24 protein-coding genes, 3 tRNA genes and 1 other RNA gene are annotated in these 26,494 nt (G+C 62.5%); 16 read left to right on the top strand and 12 right to left on the bottom strand.

What is annotated here, in order from left to right; genetic code table 11:
• Positions 1–5: 5 nt before the first annotated feature.
• Positions 6–2,750, bottom strand: coding sequence for a pyruvate dehydrogenase (acetyl-transferring), homodimeric type (gene aceE, locus JOD47_RS17270; RefSeq protein WP_204536221.1), 2,745 nt, complete (start codon positions 2,748–2,750; stop codon positions 6–8).
• 415 nt (positions 2,751–3,165) lie between these two features.
• On the opposite strand from aceE, the gene JOD47_RS17265 reads away from it, so the two are divergent.
• From JOD47_RS17265 to JOD47_RS17250, 4 genes are all read left to right on the top strand, one after another.
• Positions 3,166–3,585: a DUF3052 domain-containing protein gene (locus JOD47_RS17265; protein WP_204536220.1), complete on the top strand. Its 420-nt coding sequence runs from the start codon at positions 3,166–3,168 to the stop codon at positions 3,583–3,585.
• A complete protein-coding gene (locus JOD47_RS17260) occupies positions 3,586–4,074 on the top strand; it encodes a peroxiredoxin (protein WP_307836375.1) in 489 nt (162 codons plus the stop codon).
• Complete coding sequence (locus JOD47_RS17255) at positions 4,071–5,027, top strand: NAD-dependent protein deacetylase (RefSeq protein WP_204536218.1); 957 nt, start codon at positions 4,071–4,073, stop codon at positions 5,025–5,027. The genes JOD47_RS17260 and JOD47_RS17255 overlap by 4 nt, the downstream gene beginning before the upstream one ends.
• A 77-nt stretch (positions 5,028–5,104) precedes the next feature.
• A tRNA-Val gene (locus JOD47_RS17250) sits at positions 5,105–5,180 on the top strand.
• Between the two features lie 56 nt (positions 5,181–5,236).
• On the opposite strand, the gene JOD47_RS17245 is transcribed toward JOD47_RS17250, so the two are convergent.
• Complete coding sequence (locus JOD47_RS17245) at positions 5,237–7,300, bottom strand: acyltransferase family protein (RefSeq protein WP_204536216.1); 2,064 nt, start codon at positions 7,298–7,300, stop codon at positions 5,237–5,239.
• Positions 7,301–7,508: 208 nt separating this feature from the next.
• On the opposite strand from JOD47_RS17245, the gene gnd reads away from it, so the two are divergent.
• Positions 7,509–8,945 carry an NADP-dependent phosphogluconate dehydrogenase gene (gene gnd, locus JOD47_RS17240; RefSeq protein ID WP_204536214.1) on the top strand — a complete coding sequence of 479 codons (1,437 nt, stop codon included), beginning with the start codon at positions 7,509–7,511 and terminating at the stop codon, positions 8,943–8,945.
• A gap of 74 nt (positions 8,946–9,019) precedes the next feature.
• Here gnd and epsC read toward each other — a convergent pair whose 3' ends face one another.
• The 3 genes from epsC to msrA form a co-directional block, all read right to left on the bottom strand.
• Positions 9,020–9,607, bottom strand: coding sequence for a serine O-acetyltransferase EpsC (epsC, locus tag JOD47_RS17235; protein ID WP_204536212.1), 588 nt, complete (start codon positions 9,605–9,607; stop codon positions 9,020–9,022).
• 25 nt (positions 9,608–9,632) lie between these two features.
• Positions 9,633–10,568 carry a cysteine synthase A gene (cysK, locus tag JOD47_RS17230; RefSeq protein WP_204536210.1) on the bottom strand — a complete coding sequence of 312 codons (936 nt, stop codon included), beginning with the start codon at positions 10,566–10,568 and terminating at the stop codon, positions 9,633–9,635.
• Between the two features lie 72 nt (positions 10,569–10,640).
• Complete coding sequence (gene msrA, locus JOD47_RS17225) at positions 10,641–11,165, bottom strand: peptide-methionine (S)-S-oxide reductase MsrA (RefSeq protein ID WP_204536208.1); 525 nt, start codon at positions 11,163–11,165, stop codon at positions 10,641–10,643.
• 111 nt (positions 11,166–11,276) lie between these two features.
• On the opposite strand from msrA, the gene JOD47_RS17220 reads away from it, so the two are divergent.
• The 3 genes from JOD47_RS17220 to JOD47_RS17210 all read left to right on the top strand — a co-directional run bounded on the left by JOD47_RS17220 (position 11,277) and on the right by JOD47_RS17210 (position 13,970).
• Positions 11,277–12,167, top strand: coding sequence for a Nif3-like dinuclear metal center hexameric protein (locus tag JOD47_RS17220; RefSeq protein ID WP_204536206.1), 891 nt, complete (start codon positions 11,277–11,279; stop codon positions 12,165–12,167).
• Between the two features lie 91 nt (positions 12,168–12,258).
• Positions 12,259–12,999 carry a zinc ribbon domain-containing protein gene (locus JOD47_RS17215; protein ID WP_204536204.1) on the top strand — a complete coding sequence of 247 codons (741 nt, stop codon included), beginning with the start codon at positions 12,259–12,261 and terminating at the stop codon, positions 12,997–12,999.
• A 2-nt stretch (positions 13,000–13,001) separates the two neighbouring features.
• The gene (locus JOD47_RS17210) at positions 13,002–13,970 is read left to right on the top strand and encodes a reverse transcriptase-like protein (protein ID WP_307836374.1); all 969 of its coding nucleotides are present in this window, start codon (positions 13,002–13,004) and stop codon (positions 13,968–13,970) included.
• 24 nt (positions 13,971–13,994) lie between these two features.
• Here the strand turns inward: JOD47_RS17210 and JOD47_RS17205 are convergent, their stop codons facing one another.
• The gene (locus JOD47_RS17205; protein ID WP_204536202.1) at positions 13,995–14,762 is read right to left on the bottom strand and encodes a YaaA family protein; all 768 of its coding nucleotides are present in this window, start codon (positions 14,760–14,762) and stop codon (positions 13,995–13,997) included.
• Between the two features lie 98 nt (positions 14,763–14,860).
• On the opposite strand from JOD47_RS17205, the gene rnpB reads away from it, so the two are divergent.
• Together rnpB and JOD47_RS17195 are read left to right on the top strand one after the other, a co-directional pair.
• An RNA gene (gene rnpB, locus JOD47_RS17200) (RNase P RNA component class A) lies at positions 14,861–15,246 on the top strand.
• Positions 15,247–15,380: 134 nt separating this feature from the next.
• Positions 15,381–16,649, top strand: a complete 1,269-nt coding sequence (locus JOD47_RS17195) for an MFS transporter (RefSeq protein ID WP_204536200.1) — start codon at positions 15,381–15,383, stop codon at positions 16,647–16,649.
• Here the strand turns inward: JOD47_RS17195 and def are convergent.
• From def to orn, 4 genes are all read right to left on the bottom strand, one after another.
• Positions 16,646–17,215 (bottom strand): peptide deformylase, encoded by a 570-nt coding sequence (def, locus tag JOD47_RS17190; protein ID WP_204536198.1) that lies wholly within the window; start codon positions 17,213–17,215, stop codon positions 16,646–16,648. The genes JOD47_RS17195 and def overlap by 4 nt on opposite strands.
• Before the next feature lie 25 nt (positions 17,216–17,240).
• The gene (locus JOD47_RS17185) at positions 17,241–18,395 is read right to left on the bottom strand and encodes an acyl-CoA dehydrogenase family protein (RefSeq protein WP_204536196.1); all 1,155 of its coding nucleotides are present in this window, start codon (positions 18,393–18,395) and stop codon (positions 17,241–17,243) included.
• A 121-nt stretch (positions 18,396–18,516) separates the two neighbouring features.
• A tRNA-His gene (locus JOD47_RS17180) sits at positions 18,517–18,592 on the bottom strand.
• Positions 18,593–18,736: 144 nt separating this feature from the next.
• Entirely contained in the window at positions 18,737–19,345 is a 609-nt protein-coding gene (orn, locus tag JOD47_RS17175; RefSeq protein WP_204536194.1) for an oligoribonuclease, read from the bottom strand.
• A 191-nt stretch (positions 19,346–19,536) separates the two neighbouring features.
• Here orn and mptB point away from each other — a divergent pair, with 191 nt between their 5' ends.
• Positions 19,537–21,051, top strand: a complete 1,515-nt coding sequence (gene mptB / locus JOD47_RS17170) for a polyprenol phosphomannose-dependent alpha 1,6 mannosyltransferase MptB (protein ID WP_204536192.1) — start codon at positions 19,537–19,539, stop codon at positions 21,049–21,051.
• Positions 21,052–21,103: 52 nt separating this feature from the next.
• Positions 21,104–21,514, top strand: a complete 411-nt coding sequence (locus JOD47_RS17165; RefSeq protein WP_204536190.1) for a DUF3224 domain-containing protein — start codon at positions 21,104–21,106, stop codon at positions 21,512–21,514.
• Between the two features lie 5 nt (positions 21,515–21,519).
• Here the strand turns inward: JOD47_RS17165 and JOD47_RS17160 are convergent.
• Positions 21,520–21,592 (bottom strand) — tRNA-Arg (locus JOD47_RS17160).
• Between the two features lie 182 nt (positions 21,593–21,774).
• On the opposite strand from JOD47_RS17160, the gene JOD47_RS17155 reads away from it, so the two are divergent.
• From JOD47_RS17155 to ettA, 3 genes are all read left to right on the top strand, one after another.
• Positions 21,775–22,329, top strand: coding sequence for a single-stranded DNA-binding protein (locus tag JOD47_RS17155; protein ID WP_204536188.1), 555 nt, complete (start codon positions 21,775–21,777; stop codon positions 22,327–22,329).
• A gap of 34 nt (positions 22,330–22,363) precedes the next feature.
• On the top strand, positions 22,364–22,858 hold the full coding sequence (locus tag JOD47_RS17615; protein ID WP_239548151.1) for a DUF6993 domain-containing protein: 495 nt from the start codon (positions 22,364–22,366) through the stop codon (positions 22,856–22,858).
• 73 nt (positions 22,859–22,931) lie between these two features.
• Positions 22,932–24,614: an energy-dependent translational throttle protein EttA gene (ettA, locus tag JOD47_RS17145; RefSeq protein WP_204536186.1), complete on the top strand. Its 1,683-nt coding sequence runs from the start codon at positions 22,932–22,934 to the stop codon at positions 24,612–24,614.
• Between the two features lie 70 nt (positions 24,615–24,684).
• On the opposite strand, the gene JOD47_RS17140 is transcribed toward ettA, so the two are convergent.
• Positions 24,685–25,641, bottom strand: a complete 957-nt coding sequence (locus JOD47_RS17140; protein ID WP_204536184.1) for an acyl-CoA thioesterase — start codon at positions 25,639–25,641, stop codon at positions 24,685–24,687.
• A gap of 162 nt (positions 25,642–25,803) precedes the next feature.
• On the opposite strand from JOD47_RS17140, the gene JOD47_RS17135 reads away from it, so the two are divergent.
• On the top strand, positions 25,804–26,475 hold the full coding sequence (locus JOD47_RS17135; protein ID WP_239548150.1) for a DUF8185 domain-containing protein: 672 nt from the start codon (positions 25,804–25,806) through the stop codon (positions 26,473–26,475).
• Positions 26,476–26,494: the final 19 nt, after the last annotated feature.

Genomic DNA, 26,494 nt, shown 5'->3' with positions numbered 1-26,494 from the left:
CGGAGTCAGGAATCGCCGCCCGCGTTACCCGTCGTCCCCGCGTTGACGTCGAGGAGTGAGTACTTCTCGATCGCTTGGCGTGGTGCGTCGGCGTCGACCTCTCCCCGCTTGGCGAGGAGTTCGAGCGTGCGTACGACGACGGAGTGGGAGTCGATCTTGAAGTACCGCCTGGCTGCGGCGCGTGTGTCGGAGAAGCCGAACCCGTCGGCGCCGAGCGTGGCGAAATCCTGCGGCAGGAACTGGCGGATCTGGTCCGGAACGGCCTTCATATAGTCGGTGACGGCGACGATCGGTCCCGGTGCATCGCCCAGCTGCTGGGTGACGAAGGGCACGCGGGGCTCGGCGCCGGGGTTGAGGAATGCTTCCTCCTCGGCGGCGAGTGCGTCGCGTCGCAGCTCGGTCCACGAGGTCACGGACCACACGTCGGCGGACACATTCCACTCTTCGGCAAGAATCTGCTGTGCCTCGAGTGCCCAGGGGACGGCCACACCGGACGCCAGAATCTGCGACTTCTGAGAGTTCTCCGCCGAATGACCGTCCTTGACCTTGTACACACCGCGAAGCAGACCGTCCACATCGAGGTTCTCCGGCTCAACGGGCTGGAGAATGGGCTCGTTGTAGACGGTGATGTAGTACATGACATTCGGGTCGGACCCGGACACTGCGTCGCCGTCTCCATACATCCGCTGGAGGCCGTCCTGGACGATATGCCCGATCTCGTACCCGTAGGCGGGGTCGTAGGTGACTACGGCTGGGTTGGTGGAGGCGAGGATGGGTGAGTGTCCGTCGGCGTGCTGGAGGCCTTCGCCGGTGAGGGTGGTGCGGCCGGCGGTGGCTCCGATGATGAAGCCACGGGTCATCTGGTCACCGGCTGCCCAGTAGGAGTCGCCGGTGCGCTGGAATCCGAACATCGAGTAGAACACGTAGATCGGGATCAACGGTTCACCCTGAGTGGCATAGGCGGTTCCGGCAGCGGTGAACGCCGCGACAGATCCTGCCTCGTTGATGCCTGCGTGGAGAATCTGGCCCTGAATCGATTCCTTATAGGCCAGGACCAGGTCACGGTCCACGGAGAGGTAGTTCTGCCCTTTCGGGTTATAGATCTTCGCCGTCGGGAAGAACGAGTCCATACCGAACGTGCGTGCCTCGTCCGGGATGATCGGAACAATGCGCTTCCCGAATTCCTTGTCCCGCATGAGGTCCTTCAGCAGCCGGACGAAGGCCATGGTGGTGGCCGCCTGCTGCTTCCCGGACCCGCGTTTGGCAACCTCGTAGGCCTTATCGCCGGGAAGGACAACCTCGGCATGATTGGTACGCCGCTCCGGAAGGTAGCCGCCGAGTGCCTTGCGGCGTTCGTGGAGGTACTGAATTTCGGGGGAGTCCTGGCCCGGGTGGTAGTAGGGCGCGTTGTAGAGGTCTTCGTCGATCTGCTCGTCGGTGATGGGGATGCGGAGGTGGTCCCGGAACGCCTTGAGGTCAGCGTTGGTGAGTTTCTTCATCTGGTGGGTCGCGTTGCGGCCCTCGAAGTGGGTGCCCAGCCCGTAACCCTTCACCGTTTTGGCGAGGATGACGGTCGGTTTGCCCTTGAATTCGGTGGCAGCCTTGTACGCCGCGTACACCTTCCGGTAATCATGCCCGCCACGCTTGAGCCCCCACACCTGGTCATCGGTCATATCCGCCACCAGATCCTTCGTGGCCGGGGTCTTCCCGAAGAAATGATCCCGCACGAACCCACCGGACTCCGCCTTATAGGTCTGGTAATCCCCGTCGAGGGTCTCATTCATGATCGTCACCAGATCCCCGCCGGTGTCCTTGGCGAGCAGGTCATCCCACTCCCGGCCCCACACCACCTTGATCACGTTCCACCCCGCACCGCGGAAGAACGCCTCGAGTTCCTGCATAATCTTGCCGTTACCGCGCACCGGCCCGTCCAGGCGCTGCAGGTTGCAGTTGATCACAAAGTTCAGGTTGTCCAAATTCTCATTCGCCGCCAACTGCAACAGGCCACGCGATTCCGGCTCATCCATCTCCCCGTCCCCGAGGAACGCCCACACCTGCTGCCCGGACGTGTCCTTCAACCCACGGTTCTGCAGATACCGGTTGGACTGCGCCTGATAAATCGCGTTCATCGGCCCGATCCCCATCGACACCGTCGGGAACTCCCAGAACTCCGGCATCAACCGCGGATGCGGATACGAAGACAACGCATGACCGGCCTTGGACTTCTCCTGCCGGAACCCGTCCAGATCCTCCTCAGTCAACCGGCCCTCCAGGTACGCCCTGGCGTACATGCCCGGTGACGCGTGGCCCTGGAAGAACACCTGATCCCCACCCGAGGGGTGGTCCTTGCCCTTGAAAAAATGATTGAAGCCCACCTCATACAGGGTCGCCGCCCCCGCGTACGTGGAAATATGGCCGCCCACACCGATCTCCGGGCGCTGCGCCCGGTGCACCATCACCGCAGCGTTCCACCGCATCCACGCCCGGAACTTCCGCTCGATCTCCTCATCCCCCGGGAACTCAGGCTCCTCATCCACCGGAATGGTATTCACATAATCAGTCGTCACCACAGGAGGAAGACCCACCGACCGGCCACCAGCACGAGCCAGCAAACGACCCAAAACATCACGGGCCCGATCGGAACCGCGCTGATCAATCAGTTGATCAAACGACTCAATCCACTCAGCCGTCTCCTCCGGATCCGAATCCCCACCAACACCCGAACCCACAATCCCCTGATCAGCAACCATGCCAAACCCTCCCAATCCGCAGATTATGTCTGCGACGTCTACGACTTCGTGCTTCGGGCCGTTGCTCATCGAAGCGGTCAGAATCCGATCGGCGTTCGCCGGACCTATGGATTCACTGTGACACTCTAGCCCTGCAGGGTGTTTGATGCGTAGCTGAACAGGTACCAGCCAGGCCAGGTTACGCCTTCACCGAACAACACATTCCAGTGTTTGAGTGCCGGTTTCACTCAAAGGTAGGCGCGTGCGGGGGCAGCCGGGCCGTCGTCGTCGTGCTGACCGGGTGGAAGCGCGGGTTGAAGCGTGGCGCTTAAGGGTGTTGGCTGGTAATAATGCATAGCAACGTAACGTGGGTCCGGGGTCAGAGGCACCACCGGGACAATCACAGGAACATTCGCAGCCTTTCGGAAGGAAAAAAGTGAGCGAGGCCGAAGCCGCCACAGCAGGAAGCGTGGCGGACAAACTGGGTTTCAAGGACGGCGACCTTGTTCAGGAACTTGGGTACGACGAGGATGTTGATTTCGACTTCCGTGCCAATCTGGAAGATGAGATTGGATCGGAACTCCTGACCGAGGACGACCAGGATGTTGTAGATGGTGTAGTCCTGTGGTGGCGTGCCGACGACGGCGATCTGGTGGATGCGCTGGTGGATTCACTGACGTCCCTGGACGAGGGCGGCGTCGTCTGGCTGCTTACACCGAAATCGGGCAGGGACGGATATGTCCCGCCGTCGGAGATTCAGGAGGCAGCGCCTACTGCCGGACTTCACGCTACGTCTTCAGCCGGGGTGTCCCGGGACTGGGCGGCAACCCGGCTTGTGGCCCGTCGCAAGCAGTAGGTGACCAACCTGTCAGCGCCCGGTGACCCGGCCCCAGGGTTTGAACTGCCCAATCAGCACGGGGAGCTGATCAACCTGAACGCGCTTCGCGGCACCGCCGTCGTGCTGGTGTTTTATCCGTTCGCGTTCTCCCGCGTCTGCACTGGTGAGCTGGACGAACTGCAGCAGAACCTGCAGGAGTTCCGGAGCCGCAGCGCGAGAGTGCTGGCCATGTCGATCGATCACAGGTACGCCCTCCGCACGTACGCAGAGCAGAGGGGGTATAGGTTCGACCTCCTCTCGGACTTTTGGCCACACGGTGCAGTGGCTGAACGGTACGGTGTGCTGGATTCGTCCAACGGGCACGCGCGTAGAAGCACCTTTTTCATTGATCCAGCCGGGATCCTCACCTCCCGCGTGGATGCCCCGCTGGGGCAGCGCCGGCCCTTTGAGGGCTACCGTGCGGCTCTCCTGGACCTTCCGGGACAAACTGCGGCATCTCCGCGATGACGTCTTCACCGCTGCCGCATGCATCGTCGCTTCCCGGGTTCGGAACAACCGGATTCGCCCGAAGTGACCCTGCCGCTGCGAGCTCACTGACGGGGCAGCAGGTGACGAGCCTGCGGAACGCGGCTGAACTGCTTGGGCATCTGCGCCTGGCCGTGCTGACCGGCGCAGGCTTGAGCACGGATTCCGGAATCCCGGATTACCGCGGACCGAATTCCATTCCACGGAATCCTATGACGTACCAGCAGTTCATCGGTGATGACGCGCTGAGACGGCGCTATTGGGCACGTAACCATATTGGCTGGCACCACCTCCGTCGGGCCGACCCGAATGACGGCCACCGCGCAGTGGCGCTGATGGAGCAGCGCGGTCTCCTGACCGGGCTGATCACGCAGAACGTGGACCGGCTCCACTCAGCGGCGGGCAGCACGAAGGTGGTGGATTTACACGGAACGTATGATCGCGTGGTGTGTCTGAGCTGTCGTACATTGTTCAGCCGCCAGGACATCGCGAGCCTCCTTGAGCAGCTCAACCCCGGTTACCTCGAGCGCACCGGCAACGCCGGTGACGTGGCACCGGATGCCGATGCCGATGTTGACGACACCTCCGATTTCACCATCGCACCCTGCCCCGTGTGCGGCGGCATGCTGAAACCCGATTTCGTCTACTTCGGTGAAAACGTGCCCAAGGACCGCGTGGAGCGGGCATATGCAATGGTGGATGAAGCCGGTGCTCTTCTGGTTGCCGGTTCGTCACTGACAGTGATGAGCGGTCTCCGATTCGTGCGCCACTCGGCCAAGCACGCCAAGCCCGTCGTCATCATCAATCGGGGTGCAACCCGCGGCGACGATTTCGCGTCATTGAAGCTTGAACTGGGAGTCTCCGAATCCCTGGCGTACCTCGCGGACGCCTTGCCTGGCGTTGCAACTCACGACGACGGATCAGCGGCACGCTGATTGGCATTGCGGAGCGTCAATCCGGTACAGTGATTCCTCGTGGTGGAGGGCAGGTCAGTTCAGCCCCGCCGCATCAAGGGTCTTTAGCTCAGCTGGTAGAGCGCCACGTTTACACCGTGGATGTCATCGGTTCGATCCCGGTAGGACCCACCAGGAAAACCCCGCTGTTCGAGGCTCTCCGGCCTGACCAGCGGGGTTTTGCGTTGGCTTCAGAGCACGCGTCGCAGCTCCTCCACAAGCCGGGGTGCAAGAGCTTCCGCCATCGGAGCGGACAGGTGGTGCGCGTCCCTGTAGGCCAGGATGTCACCGATGATCACGGGACAATCGTCTGTGCACAGGTACTTGTTCAGGTCCACAAAGAGTGCGCCGGATTCTGCCGCCACTTTCCGCTCGGATGCCGTCCGCACCGGGTCAATAGCATCCCCGCGTTCAGCATCGCAGCTGTCGGCCTGTTCAACATTGCGCGATAGGCAGGAAGCCGGCGCCGAATCATGCGACGGGGTGTCAGCGAGGACAACCACCTCGGTTCCTTCCGGCATAGCGTCGATGGTGTCCTTGAGGCCTCGCTCCCACTGGGTGCGGAGGTCCTGTGATCGGTCGACCGGACTCACTCGGCCGTAATTACTGAGGACAACGAGTCGCGGTGCCAGGTCACGGATTTCTCGCAGCGCGTTTTCGCGCCATTGGTCACAAGCGGTGTATGGCGATCCGTCATTCTCGACCGAGATGGACACCGACGGACAGGAAGACTTGGTGAACGTGTGCAGTCGCAGCGAAGAGTCCTGCGCCAGCAGTTCCACGCCGGCGAACCATTGCTCGGCGTGGGAATCCCCGAAAAGTACAACGTCCCCGGAGGCCTCGGAAGCTCCATAGATGCATTGTTTCTGCAGTTGGGTCTGCTCCGCCTGCGCATGGCAACCGTCCCCGTTGGTGGGCGGCGCGCTTGTGGAAGCGTCCTCAAGCAACGGAGTGACGTTGGACGGTACGAAGGTGGTGCCTGTCGGGTAGGGCGTGCCGGCTTCCCGCTGCGCAGGTTCGCTCGCGGTGATAGGCACACGGTCAATATGCACCCCCATGCCATACGCCGAACCCGCGATCGCAAGCGAACTCGCCGTTGCCAACGCAATCGCCGGAATCCCGCGGTGGGATGCCGTATGCGGTGTGGCCGGGCCGTCAACCCCGGTGACCTTCGGACGGCGGAAAGGATCCTCCACGAATCGATGAAGAACGGCAGCAAGCGGCACACTGAGTACGCCGAGCGCGAGAGTGAGGGGAAGCGGCAGCTCATTCTCAACCCCGACAGCGAGTTGGGGAATCGTCAGCAGGGGCCAGTGCACAAGATAGATCGAGTAGGACCAGCGACCGAGCGCCTGCATCGGCCGGTTGGTAAGCACCGGCGGGTGGAGGCCGCCAATTCCTCCCACCACAACAGCGGTGGTCGAAAGGACCGGAAGCAGTGCTGCCACCCCTGGAAAGGCTGTCGACGATGTCAGGAGCACGAAACTTGCGAGAATGCCGGCGAGGCCGCCCCACACGAGAAGCCGCTCCGCCCATACCGGAGGTTTGCGGGTGGCGCTGTGCAGAGCGCACGCTGCGAGAGCGCCTGCGCCCAACTCCCAGGCCCTGCTTGGCAGTGAGAAGAATGCCCAGGCAGGGTAAACCCCGAGGAGCGCCAGACTGCAGATGAACGACGCAACAACCGCCACAATCAGAACGACATGGAACCGTTTCCCCACCCTCCTGGCGAGCAGGAAAGCTCCCAGCAGTACCAGCGGCCAGAGGAGGTAGAACTGCTCCTCGATGCCGAGAGACCAGTAATGCTGGAATGGCGAGGGAGAGGTTTCCGCCAGGTAATCCGTTCCCTGAACAGCGAAGAGCAGGTTAGGTACGTAGAGGGCTGTCGCAGCGGCATCGTGCAACGCCCCGGGTATATCGACCCGGGGCACGAATAACAGCGACGCCACCGCCGTCAGGATCAGTACTGTCAAGGCTGCCGGAAGAATCCTGCGGATACGCCGCGAGTAGAACTGCGCAAAGTGGACCGTGCCATCGGTGCGTAACATCGCCACCAGATGGCTGGTGATCAGGAATCCGGAGATGACAAAGAAGACGTCGACGCCAGCGTAGCCGCCCGGCAGAACGGAAACTCCGGCGTGATAGAGGACCACAGCCAGTACGGCCACCGCACGCAACCCCTGGATGTCCGGCCGGAAGCTGGGCGCGCCTCTTTTCGCCGGAGCCTTCGCGGAGGTTAGTTCTGAGATAGCAGACATTCTATCGAAGATATCAATTCGGTAACGGTGCGCGCATCTTTCCGATCCACGCCTCCGGTTGCGAATGTTTCGACGGATTACCTCAGCCCGCAGGCGTCGTCTGGCTTCGGACGTGACCCCGGTAATAGGGTGGGAGGGCCAAGGCGCACAGGGGCGTCGCTAAGTGATGTGCCCCTGACCATGGGGGCAACCTGCAGATGGAGACTTGATGAGTGCACAAATCGGCGTGACCGGCCTTGCCGTCATGGGAGCAAACCTGGCCCGAAACCTCGCACGGAACGGGTACACCGTAGCCCTTCACAACCGATCAGTTGAGAAGACCGACGCCCTGCTTGAGAAGCACGGTGGCGAGGGCGATTTCATTCGGACGGAGTCCCTCCAGGAACTCGTTGACTCGCTGGAGAAGCCACGCCGGGTGCTCATCATGGTGAAGGCGGGCGCTCCCGTGGACTCCGTCATCGAGCAGCTCGAACCGCTGCTGGAAGCGGGGGACATCATTATTGATGCCGGCAACTCGCACTACGAAGACACGCGCCGCCGGGAAGCGGCGCTTGCTGAGAAGAATCTTCACTTCGTTGGCGTCGGTGTCTCCGGCGGCGAGGAGGGAGCGCTGCTCGGCCCCTCCATCATGCCCGGTGGCTCACGTGAGTCCTATGACTCCCTTGGTCCTATGCTGGAGAAAATCTCAGCCAAGTACAACGGCGAGGCATGCTGCCGGTGGATCGGCACGGACGGCGCCGGACACTTCGTGAAGATGGTGCACAACGGCATCGAGTATGCCGACATGCAGGTTATTGGCGAGGCCTACGATGTTCTTCGCACTGCTGCCGGGATCGAGCCTGCTGACCAGGCGAAGATCTTCACCGAATGGAACACCGGAACACTCTCGTCGTTCCTGATCGAGATCACGGCCGAAGTCCTCGCTCACACCGACGATCGCACCGGCAAGCCGTTCGTCGACGTCGTCGTCGATTCGGCAGGACAGAAGGGTACCGGCCGCTGGACTGTCGTTTCGGCACTTGAACTCGGCAGCCCCACCTCGGGCATCGCGGAATCCGTATTTGCGCGCGGCCTTTCCTCACAGCGGGGCCAGCGTGAGCTTGCACAGGGCATTCTTGAGGGACACGAAGGCACAGTTGAACTGCCCGAGGGTTTCGTCGAAGACGTCCGTCTCGCGCTGTACGCGTCGAAGTTGGTGAGTTACGCGCAGGGCATCGACATGCTGACAGCGGCTGCAACGGAGTACGGCTGGGACCTCAAGCTCGACGAGATCGCTTCACTATGGAGGGCCGGTTGCATCATTCGTGCCGAGCTGCTCGACGACATCATGAAGGCCTACGCGGGAGATGCAAGGCCGGCCAACCTGCTCCTGGCTCCGGCGTTCGCCGAGTCCATTGCCGGGGCGGTTCCCGCATGGCGCCGTGTCGTTGCAACAGCCGTCCAGCTGGGCATCCCGGTTCCGGTCTTTTCCTCATCACTGGCCTACTACGACGGGCTCCGCCGCAAGCGACTGCCTGCCGCACTCACCCAGGGCCTTCGGGATCTCTTCGGGGCCCACACCTATAACCGCGTGGATGCTGAGGGCACATTCCACACTCTCTGGGGCGAAGACCGCTCAGAAGTCGAAGCAGTCGACACGCACTAGACACCTGAACGAAGAAAAAGCGCCTCGGCGGAGCAATCCGCCGAGGCGCTTTCTTGTGTTCTCTGCAGTTCCAGCTAGATGTACAGGGCCGGGTCGATGTACTCGGCGGGATCCACCGCAGGCAATGTCTCCCGTGCGGAGTCGCGGTGCCGGAAGGTAGCGGGGATGCCTGTGATGATCGAGTCCGGCGGCGTGTCCTTCACGACGACGGCGTTGGCACCGACCGCGCTACCCGCGCCGATGGTGATTGGGCCGAGGACCTTGGCGCCGGCTCCGATCGTGACGCGGTCGCCGATGGTTGGGTGCCGCTTGACCTTTTCCAGGGAGCGCCCGCCGAGGGTCACCCCCTGATACATCATGACGTCGTCGCCGATTTCAGCGGTGCCGCCGATGACCACACCCATGCCGTGGTCTATGAAGAACCGTCGGCCGATCGTGGCCTGCGGGTGTATCTCGATGCCCGTAAGGAACCGGGCCGTCTGGGCAAGGATCCGGGCGGGAAACCTCAGCGGGGGAACCTGCCACATACGGTGCGTCAGCCGGTGTACCCAGATGGCGTGCAGCCCTGAGTAGACGATGCCGTTCTCGACGTCCCCGCGGGCTGCCGGATCATGCGCGCGGGCGGCCTCGAGGTCTTCTCGCATTCTCGCTAGGAAGCTCACAGACCACTCTCTGTTGAAGGAATGACTAACCGCGGATGTCGTCGAAGAGCACGGTGGAAATGTAGCGCTCTCCGAAATCGCAGACAATGGCAACAATGAGCTTACCTGCGTTCTCCGGACGCTTGGCCAGCTCCAGGGCGGCCCAGACAATGGCTCCGGAGGAGATGCCGCCGAGAATGCCTTCCTGGGTGCCCAACGCCCGCGCCACGCGTACGGAATCTTCGACGCTGGCGTCCATCACTTCGTCGTAAACGGAGGTATCGAGGATCTCGGGAACGAAGTTGGCGCCGAGCCCCTGGATCTTGTGGGGACCTGGAGCGCCGCCGTTGAGGATTGCGGAGTCAGCCGGTTCCACGGCCACGATCTGCACGCCCGGCTTCCGTTCCTTGAGCACCTGCCCGACGCCGGTCACGGTGCCTCCGGTCCCGACGCCGGCGACGAAGATGTCCACCTTGCCATCGGTGTCATTCCACACTTCCTCGGCAGTGGTTTCACGGTGAATCGCAGGATTCGCTTCATTCGCAAACTGGCGCGCCCAAATGGCATTGTCGCTCGCGGCGACGATTTCCTTGGCGCGATCGACAGCTCCGCGCATACCTTCCGAGCCAGGCGTCAGAACGATCTCAGCACCATAGGCCCGCAGCATCACCCGGCGCTCGGTGGACATGGTCTCCGGCATCGTGAGGACAACCTTGTAGCCGCGGGCAGCACCCACCATGGCCAGCGCGATGCCTGTGTTACCCGAAGTACCCTCGACGATCGTGCCGCCCGGCTTGAGCGCGCCCGCCTTTTCAGCAGCGTCGATGATTGCGACGCCGATGCGGTCCTTGACGCTGTTGGCGGGGTTATAGAACTCAAGCTTGACCGCCACCTCCGCATCCAGTCCCTCGGTCAGGCGGTTCAGGCGCACCAGCGGAGTGCGGCCTACCAACTGGGTGACGTCGTCGTAAATCGGTGCCATGAGATTCCTGTCTAGGGTAGGTAGGGAGTGAAGCAAAACTGTGCTCAGCCTAGCCAGCGGCCAGAAGCAGAACTATGCGGTGAGCCATTCAGCGTAATATTTCCGTGCCTTGGCAAGCTTCGGATTGATAATCACCTGGCAGTATCCCTGCTCCGGGTGTTTGGCGTAGAAGTTCTGGTGATACTCCTCCGCCACGTAGAAGCGCGGAAGGCGCACCACTTCGGTCACGATTGGGTGTGCCCAGTCCTCCTGATGCCGCTCGATGGCACGCTCAAACAGCTCCTTCTGCTGGGCATCCTGGTAGAACATCGATGAGCGGTACTGAGTGCCGACGTCGTAACCCTGACGGTTGAGTGTGGTCGGGTCGTGGGAAGCAAAGAAGATCCCGAGAATCACTTCGACGGGTACGACCGTCTCATCGAAGGTGACTGCAACGACCTCGGCGTGGCCGGTGATACCGGAACACACAGAATCGTAGTTCGGGGCGGGGTCGTGGCCGCCGGTATAGCCCGACACCACCTCCGTTACACCCTGGGTTTTTTGGTAAACGGCATCGAGGCACCAAAAGCAGCCCCCGCCCAGCACGAAAGTCATCATGGTGTTAACAATGCTTCGACCAACGCGATGATTCCCGGCGGGCAGAACCGGACCACAGCGAGTTGTCCCAGGAACCGGACTGAGCTTTTGGAAGCTGGTAGAACTAGGGCTATGGAAGCTGATGAACAACACGCCCCGGCTGTGGACGAGGCGGGTGCATCGATGCCTACGGTCGGCGACGTCCTGCTCGCGATCGAAGAACTGTGGCCTGAATCCCTGGCGGAGGGATGGGACGCGGTCGGCCTCGTGGTGGGTCGTCCGGATCGGGAGGTGTCGACGATTGTCTTTGCTGTGGACCCGTCGGAAGCGGTGATCGCCGATGCCCGTGACTTGGGCGCGGACCTCATCGTCGCGCATCACCCGCTCATGCTGAAGCCCGTGAATTCGGTCGCGGCCACCCATGCGAAAGGTGCCGCCGTGCACGGTCTCATCGAGGCCGGCTGTGCTCTGGTCACTGTGCACACTAACGGGGACAGCGCGGTTGGCGGCGTCTCCGACGTCCTTGCGGACGCATTCGGTCTGAATGACGTGGAGCCGCTCGCGGGCTCAGCGGACGGGCTGCCCGAAGAAGGTATCGGCCGGGTCGGCGATCTGGCGGAGGTGACATCGCTGGGAGAATTCGCGGAACTCGTCTTCGGTCTGCTGCCCGCCGTAGCCGGCGGGATGCGGGTGGCCGGTGATCGTCACGGTCTTGTCCGGCGGGTGGCGGTCTGTGGTGGGGCGGGGGACAACCTGTTCGACCAGGTGCGTGCGAGCCAGGCGGATGTCTACGTCACGGCGGACCTGCGGCATCACCCCGCGCTTGAAGCGCGGGAAGCAGCAGTGAACGGCCGCCCGTACCTCATCGATGTCTCCCATTTCGGGAGTGAATGGCTCTGGCTGACCCCCGCGGCGAACGCGCTGTCCAATGTCCTGTCCGACCAGGGGTTCACCGCTGATGTCCGGGTCAGTACGGTCAATTCAGACCCTTGGGATTTCGTACTCACGCCGGGTGGAAGCTAGCTGGCAATGAAGCCGTTCGACGTGCCTCGTCCTCCAGCGCGTGCCATAAGGTAGACGGACAACGAAATTCGGCGACGGCGGAGGACCATCAGTGGCAAAAGCACCTCAGGCGGAACAACTACGGCTTCTTGACCTGCAGGCCAGTGATTCGAAACTCAATCAGTTGCAGCGGCAGGCGGCCGTCGTCAGTGCTAATCCTGAGTTGGTCGCGCTGTCCGCCCAGGTAGCCGGAGCTGAGTCCGAACTGGTGACCGCAGCCACGAACCTCGGCGACGCTGAGCGGGATCTCACGCGCGCCGAAGATGACGTTCAGGCAGTTGTCACGAGGCTGGAGCGCGATGAGCAGCGTTTGAACAGCGGATCCGGTACGTCCAAGGACCTCACAGCGCTGCAGAGCGAGGTCACATCCCTCACCCGGCGCCGCTCGGATCTCGAGGATATCGAACTCGAGGTGATGGAGCGGGTCGAAACGGCGAAGGCAGCACGGGATGATGCCCGGAAGAGGTCGGAATCGCTCCAGAGCCGGCTCGGCGAACTGGAGGGCGCACGGGACGAGGAACTGGCCCGGATTGACGCCGAGCGCGCAGAGGTTCAAGCAACACGGAATCAGCTTGCCGCTTCCTTCGAGCCGGCCCTTCTCGCAATCTACGAAAAGACCCTGGCCAAGCGCGGGGTCGGTGCCGCCCGGCTCTTCCATGGCCGGTCCGAGGGATCGGGCATGGAGCTCAGCCCCGGTGATCTCGCCGACATCTCCCGCGCCGCGGCGGACGACGTCGTGTTCTGCCCGGACTCCGGGTGCATCCTCGTGCGTTCGGCTGAGTGGGGAAGCTGAGGGTGCACGACTCCGCTGGAACACTGTTCGACGACGCATCGTCCACCGCTATGGAGGAGAACCCTGCAAAATCGGCCCGAGATCTGTTGATCGTCGAAGCTGACGGCGGGTCCCGGGGGAATCCCGGGCATGCGGGCTACGGGGCTCTGGTCCGCGATCCGAAGACCGGGGCCATCCTCGTGGAGAAGGCCGGCTACATCGGAATTGCCTCCAACAACGTCGCGGAATACTCAGGGCTTCTCGCGGGCCTCGAATTAGCGAAGGAAATTGACCCGGACTCCCGGATCCTCGTCAAGCTGGACTCGAAGCTTGTCGTCGAGCAGATGAGCGGACGCTGGAAGATCAAGCATGCGGACATGCAGAAGCTCGCAGCCCAGGCCCGTCGCATCGTGGATTCCCGCCGCGTCCGGTATGAGTGGATTCCCCGCGAGAGAAACAAGGACGCGGACAGGCTCTCCAACGAAGCCATGGATGCAGGAATGGCAGGGGTTGAGTGGGAGCCTAAGACATCCCCGGGCCCCAAGGGACTTGCGAAGCCGAGTGAGGATGGCGCCGTCGATGCTGCCCCGGCAGCTACGGGGATGCTGCACCATGTTGAGCTTTGGGTTCAGGATTTGGATGACGCGCGCAGCAGTATGGGATGGTTGTTCGAGCGGCTGGGATTCCTTCCCAAGGACAGCTGGGAGAACGGCGCGAGCTGGGAAGGCAACGGTACCTACCTTGTGTTGGAGGCCGGCCCGGATGTTCTGCCCGGCCCACACGAACGCCGTCGGCAGGGCGTCAACCATCTCGCCTTCCACGCCGGTACGCGCGCGCAGGTGGACCTGCTTGCGCGTCGGGCTGCAAGCCACGGATGGACCCTGTTGTTCGGCGACCGGCACCCCCACGCAGGTGGGCAGGAGCATTACGCGGCCTACCTCGAGAACGACGAGGGGTTCGAGGTTGAACTCGTTGCAGGCGCGGGCGCCTGAAAGCCTCGCAGGAGGCATACTCAGTCAGGCATCTGCGAGGACGACGTTCAGCTGAGCCGCCTTCCTGCCGGTCGCGGGCACGAGTTCGCAGCTCCACCGTTCCGATGCCGCCCGGAGTAATTGCCCGGCTGTCGCCGGCTGCTTTCCCCTGCGGGTCAACAGATGACGAGCCAGTTCGCCGCGGGTGTGCTTGGCGAAATGGGAAACAACCGTTCGGACTCCGTTCCGTTCCTGGAACACATTCACAGCGACCGTTCGCTCCGGCACTCCGGACCACACCGTGGCGTAAGTGCTTGAGCGGCAGTCAACGATGAGCGAATCGCCGGCGCGATCATCGAGGACGGCGGCCAGCCGCTGCCGCCAGAAGGGTGCCAACCTGCCCGTGTCGGGCAGTTCCACCGACATCGAGAGCCGGTAGGCCGGCAGGGGATCGGCGAACCCGACCGCACCCCACAGTGCTGAAACGACGACGACGGCGGCATCGGCCTTGCGCTTTTGCGTGGGCGTCATGCTGCGGTATCCCAGGGCGTCGTACAGCACTCCGGAGTATATCGCATGTGCCGGGGCGGCGGGAGTTTCGTGCAGTTCGGTGTTGCGGCGCACTTCCTCCGCCAGCGAATCTCCCACTCCGAGAACAGCGTGTGCGTCATGGTGAGCGCTGGCCTTTGCGAGTGCGGCCAGCACTTCCGATCGGGCATCAGTCAACCCGGGAAAGGCCAGCGAAGCCAAATCGAGCCGGCGCCCTTTGACTGCAGCCGTTTTTCCTTCAGAGGGCGGAAGCAGAATAAGCACCTCAACACTTTACCCTCGAAGTGATCAGCGAAGTCCCGCATGCACAGACCATGCCCGCCGCACACCGTGCTTCCTCCGGCACGTAGAATCGGTGTGGATGGGTTGGCCAGGCGGCCGCGTGGGAAGCGCTCTTCGTGCTTCTCCCGAGGAACGTCCGGGCTCCGCACGGCAGGGTGGTGGGTAACGCCCACTCGGGGTAACCCGCAGGCAAGTGCCACAGAAAATAGACCGCCCCGCTGGTTCGTCCAGACGGGGTAAGGGTGAAACGGTGGTGTAAGAGACCACCAGCGCACCGGGTGACCGGAGCGGCTAGGTAAACCCCACCCGGAGCAAGGCCAGACAGGGCACGATCGAGGGCTGCCCGCCCGAGTGTCCGGGTAGGCCGCTGGAGGGCGTCGGCAACGGCGTTCGTAGATGGATGGCCGCCACTGCAGGTCCTCACGGATCCGCAGGACAGAACCCGGCGTATCGGCCAACCCATCCACTTCCCGCAGGTTTTGTTCCGCCGGCTCGGCATGGTCCATCGGTCGCGGTGTTTCGTCAAGAGTGAATGTCCCGTTCCCCACAGGTCATCCACAACCGGGCTTATCACCAGAGACGTTCCATTACGCTAAGTGAATGGCCGAGACGACTGCACCCAGAGGCTCCCTGGTGCGTCGCAATCCGAACTTCAGGGCCCTGTGGTTATCGGCCACGGTCGGCGTGTTCGGCACTGCCGTTGCAGCTGTAGCCCTGCCCATCATCGCCGCGGTGGAGCTCGCCGCCAGCGACTTTGCGGTGGCCGCCCTCGCCGGCATGGCATTCCTGCCCTGGCTGCTCTTCGGGCTGCCCATTGGAGTATGGGTTGACCGCTGGAAGCGCAAGCCTGTCATTGTCTGGTCCCTTGTGGCACGGATAATGTCACTTGCGACGCTGCCTGTTGCCTACTGGTTCGGAATGCTTACGGTCACCCACCTGTTCGTTGTTGCATTCATAGCCGGGTTGTCATCGGTCTTCTTCAGCCTGGCGGATCAGGCGTTGGTGCAGCAGGCGCTCTCCGGGGACGAGCTGGTGGAGGGAAACGGCATCATCACGGCGTCCGGCGCCTCCGCGGATGCCGCGGGAAGGGGCATCGCGGGGTGGCTCGCTGTAGTGATGGGAGCCTCCAACACACTTCTTGTGCAGGTGGGGGCGTCGTTCGCCTCACTGGCGGCAATCTCGTCCTTGCGCATTGAGGAGAAGCCCATCGCTGCGGGGGAGCGGCGCATCTTCGCGGAGATGGTGGACGGGCTGCGGTACACCTTCAGCACGGCGCCGCTTCGGGCAATCCTCTTCAACGCAGCGCTATGGAACCTCGGCGGCAGCATGGTCGCCTCACTGATGGTGCTGTTGGTTGTTCGGGTGCTGCAGGAGTCGGAGATCTGGCTCGGCCTGCTGATGGCTGCAACCTCAGTGGGAGGGGCTGTGGGCGGGCTCAGCGCCAAACGGCTCACCGACCGATTGGGTTCCGGACCGGTGTGGCGGTGGTCAATGGTCCCTGGCGTACTGGGGTACGCGTCGCTGCTCATCATGACTCCGGGTCCGGGAATGGTGATCGGACTGGTCGGGATGTTTGTTATGGGCGTATCGATAGCGCTGAACATCGTCGTTGGCACAAGCTTTCGTCAGCGTGTCTGTCCGCCGGCGATGATGGGACGGCTGGGAGCTGCAACGAGGATGGTCAGTTGGGGCATGCTCGGCGTCGCCAGTATCCTCGGCGGAGTCCTTGCCGAAGTGTTCGGCATAACATCAGCCGTGCTGGTGGGTGTCCTGCTGGCTGCAACAGCACCGATTGTGGCGCTCTTCGGGTCGCTGCGTTCGGTGGATCGCCTCGAAGACCTCGCCCGCGAGCCGCTGCCGGCTGACTAGTGGCCGAACGGGTCCGGATCGACGCCCGGCATCCAGGTCAATCCAGGCTGACCCCACCCGTTGACCTTGGCGGCTTTCCTCGCCTTCCGCGAGTACTGTGCATTCAACCGGTCAACATAGAGCGTGCCGTTCAGGTGATCGAACTCGTGCTGCATGACGCGCGCAAACCATCCGGTTGCCTCGAACTCCACCGGGTTGCCCTCGCCGTCGAACCCGTTGACCTTCACCCACTCTGCACGCTTCAGCGGAAAGGACTCTCCCGGGAAGGAGAGGCATCCCTCCGACTCTTCCTCGTCCGGCTCGGCGCCGGAAACCTTCGTGGAGACCAGTGTGGGATTGACCAGGACCCCACGAGCGGGAACGTCGTCGTCGTTCGCCATGCCGTAGACGAAGATGCGCAGGCCCACCCCGATCTGCGGTGCGGCGAGACCAACACCATTAGCCTCGTCCATCGTCTCGTACATGTCTGAAATGAGGGAGCGCAGCTCATCGTCAAATTGTTCGACGTCGACGGCCCGCTGATGCAGCACGGGTTCGCCGGCGATGGTGATGGGACGGACAGGCATAGGGGACTCTTCCTTGCTCCGGTGACTAGCGGGCGATATGACGGCCGACGGTTTCGCGCATGATCTCACTCGTACCGCCGAAAATGCTCAGGAGACGGACAGCGAGGAACGCCTGTGCGATCGGGTATTCGAGGATATAGCCGTACCCACCGTGCAGTTGGAGGCAGCGATCCGTGATCAACTTCACCCGTTCGCTGGCCCATAGTTTCACCCGGGCGGCGCTGACGGCATCAAGCTGACCTTCATTGAACGTCACGACGGCCCGATCGACATAGGTTTCCAGGACCTCGACCTCGGTCAGGATGTCCGCGAGTTCGAACCGTGTGTTCTGGAAGTCGATGATTCGCTCGCCGAAGGCGTTGCGTTCCTTCGTGTAGTGCACGGTCGCCTCGTACATGGTCCGCGCCACGGCCGAGGATGCGACGGCGATGGCCAGGCGCCCCTGCGGCAACTGTTCGGCCACGTACCGCAGCCCCTGCCCTGCCTGGCCCACGAGGTTCGATTCCGGAACGCGCACGCTGTCGAAGAAAAGCTCGGACGTATCGGAGGCCTTCAGGCCCATCTTGTCCAACTGCTTGCCGGTCTCGTATCCCGGTCCCTTCTCCACCATGAACAGCGAGAAGGAATCCCTGCCGCCGCGACCGGTGGAGCCGTCCGTGCGGGCCAGGACCAACGACGCGTCTGAGCTGATTCCGTTTCCAATAAAAGTCTTCTGTCCGCTGATCAGCCAGTCTTCGCCGTCGCGCACGGCCTTGGTCCGTACTCCCCGCAGGTCGCTGCCGGCGCCAGGCTCGGTCCACGCTACGGAAGTAACCTTCTCCCCGGTGACCATACCGGGCAGCCACTGCTGCTTGAGCTCGTCCGAGCCGTACGCAAGCAGGTGAGGAAGGACCATGTCGTCGTGCAGGTGCAGGGCCAGCCCCGCACCGAGGTGGTTGGCGCGGGCAAACTCTTCGTCGAGGATCACGCGGAAGCGGTAATCGGGCATGCCTGCCCCGCCAAATTCCTCAGGCACAGCCAGCCCCAGAAGTCCCTGTTGCCCTGCGGCGATCCACATGCTGCGCGGCATGATGCGTTCCCGGTCCCACTGGGTGTAGTGCGGGGCGATCTCGCGGGCGTTGAACTCCTGCGCCACGTCGCGGAACAGTTCGTGGTCCTCCTCGAACAACGCCCGTTTCATATGGTCTTCCCTTCTGCTGATCTTCGTTCCGCAAACCTCTGAACGAAGTGAGAAATGCCAATGGCCGCCCCGGGATTCCAGGACGGCCACCGAAGCCTGCGGCTAGTGCCGACGGGCCAAATGGGGTGAGTAACGGGGTTTGAACCCGCGACCTCCTGGACCACAACCAGGCGCTCTGCCAACTGAGCTATACCCACCATGCGACTCGAATAAGCAACCCGTGCGCGGACCGCTCGGAGGCGGGCTTGCTGGGGCTGAACGAGGCAGCGCAGACAATTCTACACACTTTTCAGTCCACTTTTTGCAAGCCCCCGGCGCTCAGGGTCCGTGACCGGTGACCCTCAGCTTTCGGGGAGCAGATCCCGCGCTGCTGTCCGGCTGGTCTCCGAATCGGGTCCGGGAACTGGAACGAAGATGGTGCTGCGGTAATACTGCAGTTCCCGGATCGAATCCCTGATGTCGCCCAGAGCCCTGTGGTTGCCGCGCTTCTCCGGGGACTGGAAGTAGGCCCGTGGATACCAGCGGCGAGCCAACTCCTTGATGGTCGAAACGTCTACCACCCGGTAGTGGAGGTGTTCAACCACCTGGGGCATGTCGCGGGCGAGGAAGACCCGGTCCGTCCCAACCGAGTTGCCCCCCAGTTGAGCGCGCCGCGGTTCCGGAACGTGCGCAGTGATGTACTCCAGGACGCGGTCCTGGGCTTCCTGCATGGTGACTCCGGACGGCAGCTCTTCCAACAGGCCGGACGCGGTATGCATGGTGCGCACGAAGTCGCCCATGGACTCCAGTGCGCCGGGAGGCGGTGCAATGACGACGTCGACGCCCTCGCCGAGCATGTTCAGCTCGGAATCGGTGACTATGACCGCCACCTCAATCAGGGCATCGGCGACGGGATCCAGGCCCGTCATCTCACAGTCGATCCAGACGATGGGTTCACTTGTTATCGGCACCCGACAAATGTACCGGGTTATCGGCGGCCGCCCGTTTACGCTCGCGAAAGGCCGGTTCGGTTCATGGCGTTCTTGTCAGCTGCTGCCCGTCCGCGCCATGCCGCGGCATCAGGGTGCGTGAATGATAAAATCGAGCGACCTCGATTCTTTATTGCACCGCCCTGTCAGACTGACGATCGGACCCACCCGTAATGACCGCCCCCGCGCCTGCTTCTGTTGTGACCGCGCATATCGGGCGCCCCAGGATTGCGATTATCCAGGGCTTCATTGGTTCCATGCTCATGCTTGTTGGATCGTTCGGCGTTGGCTGGCTTTCGCTGGCTTCCAGGGAGCTCCGTCAGGTGCCGGCGATCATCTGGTTACGCTTCGAACCGGTTGGCGCAGTCCTTTCCGTCCTCCTGCTTGCTGTGGGCGGGATGCTCCTCGTCAGGTCATGGCTGAGACTCGGTCAACGCCTGCAGGGATGGGGACCGGAGACGCACCGGACAATTCTGGCGGCAACCCTCGCCTGGGCCGCGCCTATGTGCTTCGCGCTTCCCCTGTTCAGCAGGGATGTTTTCGCGTATATCGCCCAGGGCCAGGTGATGGTCGCAGGGCTCAACCCCTACGAGGACGGCTATTCCCAGATCTCCAACTATCTGCAGATCGGAGCGGATGACCTGTGGGCACAGAGCCCAACTCCGTACGGTCCCATCTTCCTTTGGCTGGAAGAGCTGGTGGTTCGTGCAACCGGAGGGCAGCCGGACCTGTCCATCCTGCTCTTTCGCCTGCTCGCACTCATCGGTGTTGCGTTGTGCGTGTACTACGTGCCGCGGCTCGCCGAACTGCACGGCGTCAATCCGAACCGGGCGTTGTGGCTCACCGTTGCCAACCCGCTCTTCCTGACGAACTTCGTGGCCAGTATTCATAACGACTCCCTGATGGTGGGTCTCGCCGTGGCCGGCCTCTACTTCGCAGCGAAGGGACGTTACGTCACGTCGATCCTGCTGGTCACACTGTCCATCGGCATCAAGCCAATCACGCTGATATTCCTTCCGTTCATCGGACTGATGTGGGCCGGTCGCGACGCGAGTTGGCCACGCAAGTTCCTCTACTGGGCCATCACGGCAGGGATGTCCCTGGGAATCCTGTGGATACTCGGGATCCTGAACGGTTTCGGCTTCGGGTGGGTCGGCGCGCTCAGCACCCCCGGGAGTGTGTGGATCTGGTATGCGCCGGTCGGGTTCCTCGGCATGATCGTTGCTCTCACCGGAGACGCCCTCGGTTTCGACGGCTGGTCGTGGGCGGATGTCGTCCACAGGATCGGCACGGTGGTGTCGCTGGTACTGATCGCCTGGTTCGTTCTCAGGGGGGACCATGCCCACCTGATCCGTCGGCTGGCGCTGTCGCTCACCGCCGTCGTGCTTCTGGCCCCGATGATCCAGTCCTGGTACGTCGTATGGCTGATTCCGCTGTTCGCCGTGACCGGGATCAGGGACGACTGGCAGGTGAAGGTGCTCTACTTCCTCGTCTCCTTTTTCATGATCTACGCGATCTCCGACCAACTGGACATATTCCCCTACATTGAACTGGATCTCGGCACGGCACGTCAGATTGCCGCGGTGGTAGGGGTGGCGTTTGCGGCCTATCTCGTGCTGCTCGATCCGCGGACGAAGACGCTCTTTCGAGGGTCACGGCCAACGGATCAGCTCCCGCTTAGCCGATAGACACCGGTCTCGCGAACATGCGCAGCGCGCCTGATGCCGCAATACTGGGAGGATGAGCGAACTGCAGGAACAGGTTGTACGGGCGGCATTCGATATTTCGCAGTGGGAACCTGAGTCATATTCGGTGGAAGGTGTGGACAGTGAATTGACGCGCGTCCGTGCCACCAAGGAGTTCGCCGGCGATATCGAAGGTTCTTCGGTCGCTGAACTGCTCATGGCCGGCAATAACAGGGGAGCCGGTTATGTGGCATCAGAAGTATTCACTGGCAGCGTGCTTGGCCGGCGCGGAAGCGTGATCGTCCAGCACTGGGGGCTGGCTGAAGGAAACGCAGCGGCCAGTTCCGGACACATCATCCCTGGGTCAGGGACTGATGAGCTGGAGGGAATCGCTGGCCGCGTGGAATACTCGCAGGATGTTGCGGGCCAGCATTATCTTGAACTGCGAGTGACATTCCCGGGATGATCCGGTGCCCCCGGCGCGACTCGAACGCGCAACCTACGGATTAGAAGGCCGTTGCTCTATCCATTGAGCTACGGGGGCCTGGGCGGGCGAACTGCCCACACAAGTTTAGCGGTTCTTAGTCTGCGTTATCTCCTCCACAGCGGACAAATTGCACTGCGGTTTCCCACATAGCCGCATTTGCAGGCTCTGCCTTTTTCAGACCGTCAGAAACTGGACCTAGCCGACGCACCGGTGTCGGTCCTCGTTCTTTGAAGGGATGAATGATGAGCAACTATGTGACCATCCGCGGTTTCGTGGGAACCGAAGTCAAGTGCGCGGTAGCCGGCAGCGGACTGCCGATCGCCAAATTCAGGCTGGGTAGCACTGATCGCTACTTCGACAAGAAGACCAATGCGTGGGTGGATGGCGACACCAACTGGTATTCGGTGTCAATGTTCCGGCAGTTGGCCACCAACGCGGGAGTGAGCCTGCAGAAGGGCGACCGCGTCCTCGTCACGGGCAAGCTTCGGGTTCGAACATGGATCAATGACGAGGGAAAGAGCGGTACTACCGTTGAGATCGATGCAGATTCGGCTGGGCATGATCTCTTGTTCGGCACAGCCAGTTTCCGGAGGTCAAGTGCAGACCGAAATGATCCTGCGGTGCAGGCTGGTGCAGATGACGAGATCGACGGCGTGAACTACGCCACTGGCGAGATGTCCACGCCGGGTTACGGCGCACCGGGAACGGCCGTTGAGGCGTCGCCTGACCCCTCGGATGACCCGGCCGACGCAGAAGCCGGCGGGGAGAGGGAACTGGCCTCGGTACCCTTCTAGATGGTTTCCGGCAGCGTCGTGGCAGAATTACCGCATGCGGGGACATCAGGGAGCGGCGGGGATCGACATCCGGAGAGCACGTTCAGCTGCACTGCTGTGCTTCCTCTGTGTGGGCATCGTGCTCGCCGCGGGTGGCTGCGGCACTGACGCTGCCGGAAGCCCGTCTCAGGCTCTACGAGTGGCACCGGTGGTGCAAAGCCCGGATCCTGCAGTATCGGCTGCTCCCAATCCGTCCACAGTTGATGCTTTCACTGCCGGTCTTGAGGATTCCCTGACTTTGTTGGCGGCCGAGACAGCCAATCCGGAGGCGGAAGCGCTGCGGGCTGCCTTCGAGTCGGCGGGGGCGGACCCGGATTCCGTCGAGGTGTCCATTGACACCACTCCAACTGGTCTTGAGGTGGACGCAATGACTGCGGCCGCGCCGTTTGGAGAGACCTGCGTTTTCGGGCACATCCGTAGCGGCGCCTCGACAGTCACGCAGCTTCCTGTTCTTTCCAACGGCCTGTGCTTCGTCGGGGATCAGCGGTAGCAGCCCCAAGCCGCGGTCAACACCGGGAGCGGTCGAATATGTTCTAGGCGTCTTCACGCCGTAGCCTTGTAGTATGGCGGAATTTATCTACACAATGACCAAGGCCCGCAAGGCTGTTGGCGACAAAGTAATCCTCGACGACGTAAGCATGTCCTTCTACCCGGGCGCCAAGATCGGTGTGGTGGGGCCCAACGGTGCGGGTAAGTCCACCATCCTGAAAATCATGGCTGGTCTGGATACTCCCTCAAATGGCGAGGCGAGGCTGAGTCCTGGGTACACAGTTGGCATCCTCCTCCAGGAACCGCCCCTGAACGAGGAAAAGACGGTTCTCGGGAACGTGCAGGAGGGCGTCGGCGAAATCTATGCCAAGATCCAGCGTTTCAACGAGATCTCCGAAGAAATGGCCAACCCCGACGCCGATTACGAGAAGCTGCTCGACGAAATGGGCAAGCTTCAGGAAGCCATCGATACCGCGGACGCCTGGGACATCGATTCACAGCTGGAACAGGCGATGGATGCCCTCCGCTGCCCGCCTCCGGAGGCCGACGTGTCGATTCTCTCCGGTGGCGAGCGGCGCCGCGTTGCGCTGTGCAAGCTTCTGCTGCAGAAGCCGGACCTGCTGTTGCTGGACGAACCGACCAACCACCTCGACGCCGAGAGCGTGCTGTGGCTCGAACAGCATCTCTCCGCCTACCCCGGTGCAGTTCTCGCGGTTACTCACGACCGCTACTTCCTCGACCACGTTGCTGAATGGATTGCAGAGGTGGACCGCGGACATCTGTATCCCTATGAAGGCAACTACTCCACCTATCTGGAGAAGAAGCGTGCACGCCTCGAGATTCAGGGCAAGAAGGACCAGAAGCTTTCCAAAAGGCTTACTGAAGAGCTTGAATGGGTGCGGTCAAACGCAAAGGGCCGGCAGACCAAGTCCAAGGCGCGCCTTGCCCGTTACGAGGAGATGGCATCCGAAGCGGAGCGAACCAGGAAGCTGGACTTCGAAGAGATCCAGATTCCACCCGGCCCCCGACTAGGCAGCCAGGTCATCGAAGCACACGATCTCCGTAAGGGCTATGACGATCGCATCCTCATCGACGGACTGTCTTTCTCCCTGCCCCGCAATGGGATCGTGGGCGTCATCGGCCCGAACGGCGTCGGCAAGACCACGCTCTTCAAAACAATCGTCGGCCTCGAACCGCTCGACGGCGGAGAACTGAGAATCGGCGACTCCGTCAAGATTTCCTACGTTGACCAGTCCCGAGGCGGAATCGATCCCAACAAGTCGCTGTGGGAAGTGGTGTCCGACGGCCTCGATTACATTCAGGTCGGCCAGGTTGAAATGCCGTCGCGTGCGTACGTCTCCGCGTTCGGATTCAAAGGACCGGACCAGCAGAAGAAGGCGGGAGTGTTGTCCGGCGGTGAGCGTAACCGATTGAATCTCGCCATGACGCTGAAACAGGGTGGCAACCTCCTTCTCCTCGACGAGCCCACCAACGACCTCGACGTCGAGACCCTCTCCAGCCTGGAAAACGCGCTGCTGGAGTTCCCCGGCTGCGCGGTTGTCGTCTCGCACGACCGGTGGTTCCTGGACCGGGTAGCTACCCACATCCTCTCTTACGAGGGCACTGAGGAAGACCCGGCGAACTGGTACTGGTTCGAGGGAAACTTCGAGGCGTATGAGGAAAACAAGATTGAGCGGCTCGGCCCTGATGCGGCCAAGCCCCACCGTGTGACACACCGGCGTCTCACCCGAGACTAGGAGCGGGATACACCACTGACTGAGGGAGCGTGCGGACTGCGCGTTCCCTCCGTCAGTTAAGGCACGGACGTCAGTTCTTCCAGCGACGCATTTTCTGATCCATCAGCTTCTTTTGCACCGCGCCCTTCAGTTTGCTGCCGGCGTCGTCAGGCACGCGGATCATGCCCTCCTGCGCAACAGTTGCAACGAGATCTCCGGTCCGGTTATAGATCTTCCCGAGCGCCAGCCCACGGGCACCCGATGCGCTAGGGGAGGCCTGCACGTACAGCAGCCATTCATCGACGCGCACCGGGCGATGCCACCACATCGCGTGGTCGAGACTCGCCACACTCATTCCCGGATGGATCCAGGTGAGTCCGTGCGGGCGCAGAATCGATTCGAGCAGCGTGTAGTCGCTCGCGTAAGCGAGAGCAGCCTGGTGCATCGCGGGATCGGTGGGCATCGCCCCGAACGTCTTCATCCAGACGGCGTTCACGGGTTCATTCGATCCTGTGTTCTCGACATAGAGCGGGGAGTCGATATGGCGGATGTCGAAAGGGCGATCATAGGCCCACGCTTTCGCGACCGGATGATCGAAACGGCCCAGGAGATCCGCCGTCGAGGGAAGAGACTCCGGCTCCGGAATGCCGGCCGGCATGAGCTCCTGGTGTGTGATTCCGTCGTCTGGTTGCTGGAAGGAAGCGATCATTGACAGAATGGGCACGCCGTTCTGGTACGCGTGGACCCGTCGCGCGGAGAATGAGCGTCCGTCACGCAGTCGCTGGACCCCGAAAGTGATCGGCAGGGTGGCATCGCCGGCCCTCAGGAAGTAGCCGTGCATCGAGTGTACGAAGCGGACCGATTCCACAGTCCGGATCGAAGCCATCAAAGCCTGGGCGAGCACCTGCCCTCCGAAGACGCGCTTGCCCGGCTGCTTCACCGGAGTCGCAACGAAGATCTCCTCATCCGTCTGGGCTCCTGCGGCACCGTCCAGGTCGAGAAGGCTCACAAGGGCGGCGGTGGGATCCTGCGCGGGCTGGACGGACATGGTGATGGTTGGCTCCTTGTACTACACGGCGCTGTGCCTGGGCGGTTCCCGCCTCATCCGGCAGCATGCCTTCAGTGGGACCATCACCGACATTAGACTGCGCGGCGTTCAGCCTCAACCGGGCGGATGAGGGAAGAAGCGTGCGGATGAGAGAATTGCACCATGTCTCAACATTCCACCATGTCCCGCGAACTCTCACTCGCCGATCCGCAGGTGATGCTGGACCTGCGCACTTATGTGGGACGCGCACGCGCTGCCCAGGACGGCGCAGTTCGCCTCCAAGCCAACGGACAGGTACTTGCGGCGTACGTGTGCATCCTCGCCCCGCGCATTCTCGGCGAGGCGACGCCGACGGTCCTCGGCCTGCGCACCATTCCGCTTGAAGAACCGGCACAGTTGGACACCACGGTGGCGCTGGCGTCGGTGTCCGACCGCCTGGCCCGCATGGCCGGGAACGACGCCGTTCTGCCGGTTCCGCCCACAACGGTCACCGAAGTCTGGGCTGGAGTCCTGCCGCCGCGGACCGGCTGGGAATCGAAAGGGTCAGTTCCGACCGATCTCCTGCTCGCCGCTGCCTCGGAGGGCATCCGGGAAGTGGCTCAATCCGTGCCGCAGTCCCCGGGCGCGATCGTCGTCAACAACGCACGCGGCATCATCTGGGGACGCCCGGTTGCAGATGCGCCTGCGGATCTGCCCGCAGGGGCAGCTTTTGGTGCATTCGCCCTCGGCTTCCTGACACCGGGCGAGCGGGCCAGTATCTTCACCAACAGCCGCTGGACGCGGCTGAGCACCGGAACCGGGCACGTCCTCGTGCGTCAGGCCGCTGTTCTCTAGGCCTCCGCAGCGGCGTACT

Origin of the sequence: Arthrobacter tumbae, assembly GCF_016907495.1 — a bacterium.
Taxonomy (GTDB): Bacteria; Actinomycetota; Actinomycetes; order Actinomycetales; family Micrococcaceae; genus Arthrobacter_D; species Arthrobacter_D tumbae.
Note: the sequence above shows the minus strand (reverse complement) of the source record. Positions and strands in the feature narration are given on the sequence as shown.

What these genes read in the sequence shown, in the direction of transcription:
- ettA (WP_204536186.1), top strand. Translation starts at nt 22,932, where the DNA reads ATGGCGGAATTTATCTACACAATGACCAAGGCCCGCAAGGCTGTTGGC.
- cysK (WP_204536210.1), bottom strand. Translation starts at nt 10,568, where the DNA reads ATGGCACCGATTTACGACGACGTCACCCAGTTGGTAGGCCGCACTCCG.
- mptB (WP_204536192.1), top strand. Translation starts at nt 19,537, where the DNA reads ATGACCGCCCCCGCGCCTGCTTCTGTTGTGACCGCGCATATCGGGCGC.
- aceE (WP_204536221.1), bottom strand. Translation starts at nt 2,750, where the DNA reads ATGGTTGCTGATCAGGGGATTGTGGGTTCGGGTGTTGGTGGGGATTCG.
- def (WP_204536198.1), bottom strand. Translation starts at nt 17,215, where the DNA reads ATGCCTGTCCGTCCCATCACCATCGCCGGCGAACCCGTGCTGCATCAG.
- JOD47_RS17255 (WP_204536218.1), top strand. Translation starts at nt 4,071, where the DNA reads ATGACGTCTTCACCGCTGCCGCATGCATCGTCGCTTCCCGGGTTCGGA.
- JOD47_RS17140 (WP_204536184.1), bottom strand. Translation starts at nt 25,641, where the DNA reads ATGTCCGTCCAGCCCGCGCAGGATCCCACCGCCGCCCTTGTGAGCCTT.
- JOD47_RS17165 (WP_204536190.1), top strand. Translation starts at nt 21,104, where the DNA reads ATGAGCGAACTGCAGGAACAGGTTGTACGGGCGGCATTCGATATTTCG.
- JOD47_RS17615 (WP_239548151.1), top strand. Translation starts at nt 22,364, where the DNA reads ATGCGGGGACATCAGGGAGCGGCGGGGATCGACATCCGGAGAGCACGT.
- JOD47_RS17135 (WP_239548150.1), top strand. Translation starts at nt 25,804, where the DNA reads ATGTCTCAACATTCCACCATGTCCCGCGAACTCTCACTCGCCGATCCG.
- JOD47_RS17245 (WP_204536216.1), bottom strand. Translation starts at nt 7,300, where the DNA reads ATGTCTGCTATCTCAGAACTAACCTCCGCGAAGGCTCCGGCGAAAAGA.
- JOD47_RS17220 (WP_204536206.1), top strand. Translation starts at nt 11,277, where the DNA reads ATGGAAGCTGATGAACAACACGCCCCGGCTGTGGACGAGGCGGGTGCA.
- JOD47_RS17155 (WP_204536188.1), top strand. Translation starts at nt 21,775, where the DNA reads ATGATGAGCAACTATGTGACCATCCGCGGTTTCGTGGGAACCGAAGTC.
- JOD47_RS17185 (WP_204536196.1), bottom strand. Translation starts at nt 18,395, where the DNA reads ATGAAACGGGCGTTGTTCGAGGAGGACCACGAACTGTTCCGCGACGTG.
- gnd (WP_204536214.1), top strand. Translation starts at nt 7,509, where the DNA reads ATGAGTGCACAAATCGGCGTGACCGGCCTTGCCGTCATGGGAGCAAAC.
- msrA (WP_204536208.1), bottom strand. Translation starts at nt 11,165, where the DNA reads ATGATGACTTTCGTGCTGGGCGGGGGCTGCTTTTGGTGCCTCGATGCC.
- JOD47_RS17195 (WP_204536200.1), top strand. Translation starts at nt 15,381, where the DNA reads ATGGCCGAGACGACTGCACCCAGAGGCTCCCTGGTGCGTCGCAATCCG.